At 69.2% G+C, this 10,912-nt stretch carries 7 protein-coding genes; 5 read left to right on the plus strand and 2 right to left on the minus strand.

What is annotated here, in order from left to right:
- Positions 1–5,568, plus strand: a complete 5,568-nt coding sequence (locus tag OG735_RS27600; RefSeq protein ID WP_327325827.1) for a class I SAM-dependent DNA methyltransferase — start codon at positions 1–3, stop codon at positions 5,566–5,568.
- A 51-nt stretch (positions 5,569–5,619) separates the two neighbouring features.
- Here OG735_RS27600 and OG735_RS27605 read toward each other — a convergent pair whose 3' ends face one another.
- Together OG735_RS27605 and OG735_RS27610 are read right to left on the minus strand one after the other, a co-directional pair.
- Positions 5,620–5,805, minus strand: a complete 186-nt coding sequence (locus tag OG735_RS27605) for a DUF397 domain-containing protein (RefSeq protein WP_327325828.1) — start codon at positions 5,803–5,805, stop codon at positions 5,620–5,622.
- Positions 5,802–6,665, minus strand: a complete 864-nt coding sequence (locus tag OG735_RS27610) for a helix-turn-helix domain-containing protein (RefSeq protein WP_327325829.1) — start codon at positions 6,663–6,665, stop codon at positions 5,802–5,804. The genes OG735_RS27605 and OG735_RS27610 overlap by 4 nt, the downstream gene beginning before the upstream one ends.
- 159 nt (positions 6,666–6,824) lie before the next feature.
- Between OG735_RS27610 and OG735_RS27615 the strand changes: the two genes are divergently transcribed.
- From OG735_RS27615 to OG735_RS27630, 4 genes are all read left to right on the plus strand, one after another.
- Positions 6,825–7,283, plus strand: coding sequence for an ATP-binding protein (locus OG735_RS27615; RefSeq protein WP_327325830.1), 459 nt, complete (start codon positions 6,825–6,827; stop codon positions 7,281–7,283).
- Between the two features lie 136 nt (positions 7,284–7,419).
- On the plus strand, positions 7,420–8,715 hold the full coding sequence (locus tag OG735_RS27620) for a DUF262 domain-containing protein (RefSeq protein ID WP_327325831.1): 1,296 nt from the start codon (positions 7,420–7,422) through the stop codon (positions 8,713–8,715).
- Entirely contained in the window at positions 8,712–9,902 is a 1,191-nt protein-coding gene (locus tag OG735_RS27625; protein WP_327325832.1) for an AAA family ATPase, read from the plus strand. Before OG735_RS27620 ends, OG735_RS27625 begins: the two co-directional genes overlap by 4 nt.
- 49 nt (positions 9,903–9,951) lie before the next feature.
- Entirely contained in the window at positions 9,952–10,899 is a 948-nt protein-coding gene (locus OG735_RS27630; RefSeq protein WP_327325833.1) for a hypothetical protein, read from the plus strand.
- Positions 10,900–10,912 lie beyond the last annotated feature (13 nt).

Genomic DNA, 10,912 nt, shown 5'->3' on the forward strand with positions numbered 1-10,912 from the left:
GTGACGTACGACTCGCTGGTCAACCACGGCGACTACCTCTCGCCGCACTACCTCGCCGAGGTCCTCCCCAAGGACCTCAAGGCGAAGGAAGGCCTCCTCACCCGCTGGGCGGCCTTCGAGGAGACCGAACGCCGCCGCCACGCCGACGCCGTCGCCGATGCCGCCCGCCAGGGCCTCGGCCCCGACTCCGTACCGCCGCGCGTCCGCACCCCCCGCGAGGGCCTGCGCGCCCTGCACGGCCCCTACTTCGCGGGCCGCGCCGTCCTTGCCGAGGACGCGGCGACGCTCGCCGGACCCGACGCGCTCGAACCCGAAGGGTGGCGCAAGCGCTACACCGAGAGCCACCTGGAGACCCTGCGCGCCCTCGGCTACACCGACGCCCACGAGCAGACCGTGACCGTGCACCGCGCCGACCGCGAGTACGCCGTCCAGGTCCTCCACGCCGAACCCGGCCTGTACGCGGTCGCCTGCGGCTGGACCACCGAACCCGACGCCGCTCTCGACCCGGACGGCGCCGGCCGCCTGCTCCAACCGGTGGAGACGGAGACCTCGGCGCCCGACCTCCTGGACGCCAAGGCCCTCACCGACTTCCTCTTCACCTGCGACGCCCCTCCGCGCCACGTCCTGCTGCTCGTCGGCGGCGTCGTCGTCCTCGCCGACCGCCTCGCCTGGCCCGAGGGCCGCTATCTCGCCGCCGACCTCGACGCGGCCCTGCACCGCCGCGACGACCGCCACGGCGGCGAACTCGACATCCTGGCGGCGCTGTTCGGCGCCGACGCGCTGCGCGTCCCCGCCGAGGGCGGCACCGCACCGCTCGCCGCCTTCCTCGACCGGTCCTCCAAACACGCCGTCGGCGTCTCGACCGAACTCCGCGAGGGCCTGCGCCTGAGCGTCGAGTGGATCGCCAACGAGGTCCTGGACCGCCTGCGCGAACCGGAGAACGGCGTCACCCCTGCCGATCTGGACGACCCGGCCCGCCTCGCCAAGGAACTCAGCCGCGAGTCGCTGCGCTACCTGTACCGCATCCTGTTCCTCCTGTACGCCGAGGCCAGCCCCGCCCTCGGCATCCTGCCCTCCGACTACCCCGAGTACGAGCAGGGCTACGGCCTCCAGCGGCTCGGCGACCTCGTCCTGCGCGACCTCGTCGGCGAGCGCTCCCGGCGCGGCTTCCACCTGTACGAGTCGCTCGACCTGCTCTTCGAGAAGGTCGAGAAGGGCCACCGCCGCTACGGCACCGAGCCCGAGGACCTCGCGGCGGAGGCGGCGGCCCGCGAGGCGACGGAGGCCGAGAGCGAGGCGGCGAGGTTGCTCGCCGACGGCGAGATCACCCAGGCCGAGTACACCGAGCGGGTCCGCGAGGCCGACCGTGCCCGCCGCGCCGCCGCCCGCAGCACGAGCGCGGGCCTGCGCTTCGAGGCCCTGCGCTCCGAACTGTTCACCAAGGAGGCCGTCCGGCTCATCTCGGACGACCAGATCGAGAACCCGGAATACAGGGGCGGAGAGGGCGAGAAGCGCCGCCCCTTCCTGGACACCCGGCTGCGCAACGAAACCCTGCACAAGGTGCTGCGCCGCCTGATGCTCACCAAGGGCAGGGGACGCGAGCGCGGCGGCTTCATCTCGTACGCCCAGCTCGGCATCAACCAGCTCGGCGCGGTGTACGAGGGCCTGATGTCCTACACCGGCTTCATCGCGGAGGAGGAGCTGTACGAGGTCGCCAAGGGCGGCGACCCGTCGGGCGGCAGCTGGATGGTCCCCAAGTCCCGTGTCCAGGAACAGCAGTACGACGACGCCGTCTTCGTCAAGCGGACGAACGAGGAGACGGGCCGCCTGGAGCGGGTGCCCCACCCCAAGGGTTCGTTCGTCTACCGCCTTGCCGGCCGCGACCGCCAGACCTCCGCCTCCTACTACACCCCGAAGTCCCTCACCGAGGTCACGGTCGAGCTGGCCCTCAGACACCGCCTCGACCAGGACGGCGCCACCACCCCGGCGAGGGAGCTCCTGGAGTGGAAGATCTGCGAACCGGCCCTCGGCTCGGGCGCGTTCCTCAACGAGGCCATCGACCAGGTGGCCGCCGAGTACCTGCGGCGCCGCGAACGCGAGCTGGGCCGCCGGGTCGACCCCGAACTGCGGCAGATCGAGCTCCAGAAGGCCAAGGCGTACATCGCCCTCCACAACGCCTACGGCGTGGACCTCAACGCCACGGCGGTGGAACTCGCCGAGGTCTCCCTCTGGCTCAACTCCATGCACCCGGGCATGCGGGCCCCCTGGTTCGGCCTCCACCTGCGGCGCGGCAACTCCCTCATCGGCGCGGCCCGCAAGGTCTACACGGCGGATGCTCTGCCGGGCGGTGGGTGGCTGGCGAAGAAGAACACCCTCCCGCCGAAGGACCTGCCGTTCCGGGACGGCCCCCTGCCCGAGGGCGCGGTGCACCAGTTCCTACTGCCCGCGATCGGCTGGGGCGCGGTCGCCGGCGAGTCGGAGGCGAAGAAGCTCGCCGAGGACGAGGCCAAGGCGCTGGGGCAGTGGCGCAAGGGCGTCCAGAAGGCCCCGAAAGGGCCGAAGCCGTTCCAGGAGCGCGGCGACGAGACCGCCGAGGCACGGCAGAAGCGCTACGACCGGTGGCGCAAGGCGGCCGACAAGACCGAGCTGGGCCGCCTCCAGGGCGTGGCCCGGCGCGCCGAGTTCCTGTGGTCGCTGGTCGCGACCCGCCTCGAACTCTCCGAACGGGCGGTGTCCCGCCGCGTCGACGTGTGGGGCGCGGACTGGCTGGAGCAGTCGGAGGAGGCGGAGGACAAGCAGAAGGTCCTCGACGACCTGACCCGGCACGGCACGCCGTACTGGCGGCTGAAGACTGTCATGGACGCCTGGTGCGCGCTGTGGTTCTGGCCGCTGGACAAGACCGGCGAACTCGACGGTACGGACCCGGTGTACGGCACGGGCGGCGCGCTCGTCGACGAGTCGTCGGTGCCGGGGCTGCTGCGCGGCGGGACGGTGGAGCCCGCCGCCCCGGTGGCGTCGGCAGCGCCCGTGGAGCCGCCGCCCGGCCCGGCGCCTGGGGACCAGCTGTGGCGGCCGGCCGGCCTGTTCGATGACCCGGACGGGGAGCAGGAGGAACTGGGCGAGGGCCTGGGCGCTGGCGCGTCCAAGCGGAGCGTCCCGGCCGCCCGCAGGACGGTCAACCGCGCGCCGGAGCGGACGACGGTCCCGCTCCAGAGCCTCGGCGACTGGCTGGACTTCCTGGAGAGCCTGTTGGGCAGGGTCGACATGCCCGAGCAGTCACTGCTCTCGGGCATCGAGAACCTCAGCCCCGACGAGGCGCTGGAACTGCTGGCCGACGTGGAGGACCGCCTGGAGGGCTTCCTCGGCATGCGCCCGGCGACGCAGCTGCCGTTCCGCTACCCGTGGCTGAACACGGTCGAGGACATCGCGGGGACGACGGAGAAGGACATAAAGGCGGAGGACGGCCACGGCTTCTTCCACTGGGAGCTGCACTTCGCGCATGTATTCCGGGGGCCCGGGGGCGGGTTCGACCTCCAGGTGGGGAACCCGCCGTGGGTGCGGCCAGAGTGGCTGGAAAGCCAGGTCTTGGCGGAGCTTGACCCTTGGTTCATGCTCGCCGAGCAGCCTTCGGCGACGGAGAGGCGAGAGAAGAAGGAGTCGCTGCTCGGGGATGGTGCGGCGCACAAGTACTACCTGCGCGAGCTTGCGGCGATCAGCGGCGTCTCGGAGATGTTGGGGTCGCCTGCCGCGTACCCGGTTCTCGCCGGGACTCGCCCGGATCTATATCGAGCTTTCATGAATAGGGTTTGGAGCAACCTTGGCCAGGGCGGCATGGCTGGCCTCATCCATCCGGACACTCACTTCGGTGGGGTGAAGGACGGGCGGCTTCGCGGCGCGGTCTATCGGCACCTGCGGCTGCACGCTGGCTTCATCAACGTCGGAAACTGGGCCTTCGAAGCGAGCCGAAACACCGAGTTCGGTGTCCACATCTACGGGAGTGGTCAAGAAACGATCCGCTTTAACAACATCAGCCGCTTGTACGGCGTCGAGCCGCTGCTGGCGTCTTTGGACCATGACGGGGAGGGCGAGGTTCCCGGCATGAGGCATGCCGGTACCTGGGACTTGCGCCCGCACAGGGCGCGAGTGATTGAGGTCGACGGATCCGTGTTGGCGGAATGGCGACGGCTGACAGGGGACCTGGAAGCTTCTGAGTCTCAAGCTGCGTTGCTTCAGCCGACCACCACACAAGAACAGGGAGCGATTGAGGCCCTTTCATCTGTCGGTGCGCGACTTGGGCAGCAGAAGCCGAAGCCGCCCGTCAGTCAGGGCTACAACGAAACGAACGGGAAGAAGGACGGCTTCATCGCATGGTCCACGTCTCAGCCGGCCTCGCTGTCTGATCTGGTCCTTCAGGGGCCGCATTTCGGCATCGCTACACCGATCAGTAAGCAGCCCAAGGTGCCATGCCGGGGCAACCACGACTGGACCAGCTTCGACCTGACAGCTCTTCCGGCGGATGCCGTACCTCGGACAAACTACGTCCGTCCCGAGTCATGCTCGCTCAAGGAGTACGAACGTGAGCAGGATCGCTGGCTCGACCGATCGCGCTTGGAGGTCGACTGGCAGCCGAGCGCCGAGGAGTGGGCGACTCGCAGCGACGTGCTGACAGCGGACGAGCTCAAGTTGGATGAGGCGGAACAGCGGGAGCTCCTGCGCCAGATGTTGTGGTTCTTCCAGCCCTATACCCGGTTCTATCGGCTGGCGTGGCGCGTCATGATCCCTTTCAATACGGAGCGCAGTTTGTTTCCGGCGCTTATTCCACCAGGGCCAGCGCACGTAGACGCAGTTAACTCAATCGCCTTGGGGGATAATCGGACTACCGCCTTGAATGCAGGATTCTGGTCATCACTGGCGTTCGACTACCTGCTTCGCATTACTGGGCGTTCGCATCTGCGTGTCGCCGAAGCCTTGGCGATGCCTTACGCCGACCCCGCCCACCCCCTCGCCGGCCCTCTCCTCCTCCGTACCCTCCGGCTCAACTGCCTCACCGACGCCTACGCGCCGCTCTGGACCGAGCTGTACGACAAGACATGGCCGGGCTACGAGGACTGGGCGGTGGAATGGCCTGAGCTCGCGCCGCTCGCCGGCGGCATTCAGAAGATCTGGGAGTACGGCACTCCGCTTCGTACCGAGTACGAACGTCGTGCCGCCCTCGTGGAGATCGACGCCCTGGTGGCGGTATGGCTCGGCATGAGTGCCGACGAGCTCATCGCCATCCACAAGGCGCGGTACGCGATCCTCGCGGACCGCGAGTCGAACATGTGGTTCGACGTCAAGGGGCGGCAGTTGGCGCAGGACTCGTACGCCCATGGTCACGGCCAGACCAAGGAGCACTACGAGCACTTCCTCGCCTACCAGAAGAAGGAGCGGCCCGAGCCCCCCGAGGGCTACACCGCCCCCTTCTACAAGGCCGACCGTGAGGCGGAGATGCGCGCGGCGCACGCGTACTTCTCCGCGCGGCTCCAGGAGGCCGTCGACAAGGGCAAGTGGACGCCTCCCGCGGCGTGAACGACAGCGCCCCGCGCCGGACGACACCGGTGCGGGGCACTCGCGTGAGGGTCAGACCTGGGCGGCGTACGTGACGAAGTCGTTCCACGCGGTGGGGGAGAGGGCGAGTTCGGGGCTCCGCTGGTCCTTGGAGTCCCGGACGTGGATCGCCTGCGTGCCCATGGCCACCTCGACGCAGTCGTCACCCTGCGAGCCGCTGTAACTGCTCTTGAACCAGGCCAGTTCGGACGTGCTCATAGCGCTCCTCGCAATCGCTTCAGCAGGCTCAGCGAGTCCTCAGGGGTCAGAGCCTGCGAGCGCAGTTTCGCATACCGCTGCTGAAGGAGGCTGATCTCCTTCGGGTCGGCGATCAGCCGTCCATTCTGCTGTCCCTCTGAGTAGGCGAACCACTGGTTCTCCGGCGTCTCGGCCAGCCGCATCGGCCCATCCAGCCCCGCATGCGTCGGCCTCCGCGTCGGCATCACCTGAAACTCCACGTTCCAGTTCCGCTCGATCAACCCCACCAAGTGGTCCAGCAGTTCCCGCGTCACGGCCTCTCCGCCCGTCCAACGCTCCAGCACCGCCTGCTCCACGATGAAGCTGAACGCGGTCGGTGGTTTCCGCGTGACCGCCAGCAGTTCCTGCCGCGCCAGCCGCGCCGCGATCCGCTGTTCCAGCTCCTCCGGGTCCGGCAACGGGGGCACGTCCAGGGAGACCGCTCGCGCGTACGCCTCCGTCTGCAACAGGCCCGGGACCACCCGGCATTCGTACGTGTACAGGCTGATCGCCGTCGCCTCAAGCCGCGCCCACTGCCGGAACCAACTCGCCAGCCCCGCCTGCCTCGACAGGTGCGGCGCCGCCTTCCGTAGCGCGCCCGTGCCGCCGAGTACCGGTTCCGCGCGTTCCACGAAGTCGCGGTCCGGCATCCGTCGGCCTTGTTCGACCGAGGCGACCGTGTGCTTCGAGTAGCCGACCCGCGCGCCGAACTCCTCGCGGCTCAGGCCCGTGTGCTCGCGTAAGGCCTGGACGACCGCGCCGAAGGTGCGCAGACTGTCCGACGCCCCCGGTTCCGCGCCGCCCGCCGCCCCCGTACCGCCGTCCGTGCTCTCGTAGGCCACCGCCGGACACCTCCCGTGCCACCCGCCGCCGTACCGCTTCGACCCCGGCCATCGTCACGTACGGTCACGCGTACTGTCCACCGAACGTGCGCGTACGCTGACCCGGCGTACGCGCGGCGTCCCTGGTGAACCCACCTCACCCAGCGGCACCTTGGGCCTATGACAGCACCGTCCAACCCAGCCACCTACGCGGCACCCGTCACCGTACGTGTGTTCACCCAGCGTTTCAGCTCCACCCCGCGCGGCGCCCGGCTCGCCCGTCGGCTCGCGCTGCACCAGCTCGACACCTGGGGCGTGCCGCACGGCAGCCCGGCGTCCGACACCGCCGCCCTGCTCGTCGCCGAACTCGCCGCCAACGCCGTCACGCACGGCCGCGTCCCCGGCCGGGACTTCGAGCTCGCCGTCAAGCTCCTCGGCCGGACGCTGCGCGTCGAGGTCTCCGACACCCGGGGCGAGCGGCGGCCGCCCGGCCCCGGAGTGTCCCGCCCCGTACCCCGACCCCTCTCCGAGGACGGCCGGGGCCTGCTCCTGGTCGAGGCGCTCGCCGACCGGTGGGACGTGCTCGACCGCGTCCCCGTTGGCAAGACCGTCGTCGCCGAGCTGGACCTGACCCACTGACACCGCGCCGACGGCCGGACACGCCGGACACCCCGGGCGGCGGCCGGGCGATCGCGCTGACAGCCCCGGCCGCCGTCTATAGGCTGAGCCGGGCACGGCATCGGGCCGTGGCGGGCGACGGAGGGCGACGGGCGGCATGGGCGAGGCCGAGGACCACGGGGGCGGCCGAGGCACCGCAGGGAGCCGGCCGGCGGAGCCCCGGGGCTATGCCGTGGCGGAGGACGTCGACCAGCCGGACTCGCTCTTCCTGTCGCTGGGACCGCCGCTCGAAATCGGGTCCGACGGCCGGCCGACCGGTGTGGAGCTGGAGCTCCCCGCCGACGAGGAGGACGAAGAGCGCGGCGAGTACCGGGACGCGGACGGCATCTCCGCCCCCTTCCGGCCCGAGAGCATCAGCATCCGCACCGAGACCACCACGGTGGACCTGCTGCTGTCCCGGATGCGGGAGGGCATGCTCGACCTCGCGCCGGACTTCCAACGCCGGTCCGGCATCTGGAGCGACCGCGCGCAGAGCCGGCTGATCGAGTCGCTGCTGCTGCGCATCCCGATCTCCAACTTCCACATGGCGCAGGGCAACGAGGACAAGTGGGCCGTCGTGGACGGCGTCCAGCGGCTCACCGCGATCGCCCGGTTCATGGAGCCCAAGCTCACCGGTCTGGGGCCGTTGGCGCTCCGGGGCGTGGACTACCTCTGGCAGCTCGACGGCAGCACGTACCAGGACCTCACCGGTCGGCTGAAGATCCGGCTGCGCGAGACGCAGCTGACCGTCCACATCATGCAGCAGGGCACCCCGGAGAAGGTGAAGTACAACGTCTTCTCCCGTATCAACACCGGCGGTATGCCGCTGAAGCCGCAGGAGCTGAGGCACGCGCTGGTGAGCGGGCCCGTCCGGACCTTCCTCGCCGACCTCGCCGAGGACCCGGCCTTCGGCGAGGCCACCCGGTGGAGCGTGTCCGACGAACGGATGGACGACCGGGAAATGGTGCTGCGCTTCCTCGCCTTCCGCATGACCAATCCGGCCGCGCACAGCGAGAAGGACTTCGGCAACTTCCTCATCAGCGCGATGTACCGGATCAACGCCCTGACGGAAGAGCAACGGGATCAGTACACGCGGGAGTTCCGGGTGGCCATGAGGTGCGCGCGGGATCTGTTCGGCGACCACGCCTTCCGTAAGTGGCGTGGAGGGAAGCGCAGTTCCTCCGTCATCAACAAGGCGCTGTTCGAGACGATCTCCGTCCATCTCGCGACACTCGACGATCAGGAACGGGACAGACTGGTAGCGTCGCGGGCGAAGGTGCACGCCAGGTTCTTCGAGCTCATGGACGACTGGGACTTCGACCGGGCGATCTCCGTCAGCACAGGGGACCCGGCGAGGATCCGCACCCGATTCCAGGAAGTGGCACGACTGGTCCGAGGGGTGGCCGAACAGTGATCGACCGACTGACGCTGCACAACTACAAGGCGTTCCAGCACGCGGAGATCCCGCTCGGGCCCCTCACTCTCCTCACCGGGCTCAACTCGTCCGGCAAGAGCAGCGTCCTCCAGTCCCTCGCCCTGCTGCGTCAGTCCTACGAGTCCGGTGACCTGGCGGTCTCCGCGCTGCTGCCCGAAGCGCGCCGGGCCGGACTCCGCACGAGCGTCACCAACCAGGGTTTCCTGCTCAACGGCGAACTCGTCGGCCTCGGCACCGGAGAGGACGTCCTCCACGAGGACTTCACTGAGGACGAACCCCGGATCGGCCTCGCCGTGGACGAAGGGCCGTACCACTACGGGTGGACCGCCGAGTACGAGCCCGAGCAGAATCTCCTGCCGTTGCTCGACGTCGAACTGCCCGACACCTCCGAGGGCGGACGGGAACGGCCGGCCGGCCCCGAGGCCGTGACCCCGGCGTTCTTCACCGCCCCGTTCCAGTACCTGCACGCCGACCGCATCTCGCCCGCCGAGTTCTACCCGCGCGACCACCAGGTGGCGATCGGCCGCGGCTTCCTCGGCGTACGCGGCGAACACACCGTCAACTTCCTGCGCCACCACCGCGAGGAAACGGTTCCGGCAGGTCCACTCCGCCACCCGAAGGCTGTCTCCAATAACCTGATCGCCCAGGCCGCCGCCTGGATGGGCGACCTCTGCCCCGGGGTGGACATCGAGGCCGAGCCCATCAAGGGCACCGACGTCGTGAGCCTCTCGTACGGCTTCCAGGGCACGCTGGGTGCCACCAAGCGCCGCCGCCCCAGCAACGTCGGCTTCGGTCTCACCTACGTTCTGCCCATCGTCGTGGCCTGTCTGAGCGCCCGCCCCGGCGCCCTGATCCTCCTGGAGAACCCGGAGGCGCACCTGCACCCGCAGGGGCAGACCCAGATGGCCACCCTCGCCGCGGCGGCCGCCGCGCAGGGCGCCCAGGTGATCATGGAGACGCACAGTGACCACGTGATCAACGGGGTGCGGCTCGCCGTCAAGCAGAAGCGGCTCGCTCCCGGGCAGGCAGTGTTCCACTACTTCCGCGGTGACGGCACCGGCGTGGACTTCGTCAGTCCTCAGGTCGACGCGGACGGCATGCTCGACCAGTGGCCCTCGGGCTTCTTCGACGAGCTGGAGAACACGCTCGAACAGCTCATCGACTGAAGCCCGCCTGGGGAGGCGGGGAAACACACTTTGTCGCGGAGGGGGATACATGCCGCAACTGTTCCTGAACCAGAAGTCCTGTGAGACGACGGCTGATCCGGAACGGGTCAACCGCGCCATGACCGAACTGGTGAAGGCCATTATCAGCGTCGCCAAAGAGGACCGACAGGGCACGGAACTCGTCATGCGGGAGTCCCTGAAGGCGCTGCAACTGGCCCAGGGGCATCACGTGAGCAGATGGGCCGGGACGTCCAGCGCCAAGGGCGGCCTGTGGGCGTTCCTGCTCAAAATGCAGACGAAGTGGCCCCACCAGAAGGTGTTTCCCGACGGCGAGACGTTCTCCGATGTCGCGCACAGTCACGAGGGGGAGCCCGCGCCCGAGCTAGGCTTTGCCCATCTCATGGGTGGGGTTGGTATCTCCTTGTTGTTGGAGGACCGTTGGGACGCCGACCGGCTCACCCTGATCCAGGAGCAGCTCGTGGACGACGAGGACGTCGGCGCTGTAATCGCCGAGGTCGAGCTCCGGCACTTAGCATCTCGGGAGCATGTAGAGGCGCACCGCCCGTGGATCCGCGAGCAGGCCGAAGCCGCCCTGCGTGGCGACCTGAGCTCCATCCGGACCGGGGTCGAGCTGTGGGAGCGGTGCGCCGACCTCTTTCCCCATCTCCTATTTTTGCCGCGCGTCGAAACTCAGCTGCGGGAGCTGAAGCAGTACTGGGTTCACCCGGTCCGTAAGCGGCTGGCGGAAATGGACCGTGCGGTCCTGCTCTGGGACGCCGCGGCCGAGCCCGACGGGCCGCAGTGGGGCTCGCTCGTGACTCCAGAGCACTCGACCCGCAAGCGCGACCACTGCGATTTTGCCGACTTCGACGGCGAGACGCGGTCCTTCGATACCCACCTCCGCTTCACGCCCGACGAGGGGCGAGTGCACTTCCGGTTCGTGAAGACCACTCGGAAGGTTCATGTCGCCCATATTGGGCGAAAGCTCGGTATCTGAGGAGCATCGCGGG

The sequence above is a fragment of the Streptomyces sp. NBC_01210 genome (genome assembly GCF_036010325.1).
In the GTDB taxonomy this organism is placed as follows: domain Bacteria; phylum Actinomycetota; class Actinomycetes; order Streptomycetales; family Streptomycetaceae; genus Streptomyces.

Coding starts and splice junctions, on each gene's coding strand:
- OG735_RS27630 (WP_327325833.1), top strand. CDS start 9,952: ATGCCGCAACTGTTCCTGAACCAGAAGTCCTGTGAGACGACGGCTGAT.
- OG735_RS27615 (WP_327325830.1), top strand. CDS start 6,825: ATGACAGCACCGTCCAACCCAGCCACCTACGCGGCACCCGTCACCGTA.
- OG735_RS27605 (WP_327325828.1), bottom strand. CDS start 5,805: ATGAGCACGTCCGAACTGGCCTGGTTCAAGAGCAGTTACAGCGGCTCG.
- OG735_RS27620 (WP_327325831.1), top strand. CDS start 7,420: ATGGGCGAGGCCGAGGACCACGGGGGCGGCCGAGGCACCGCAGGGAGC.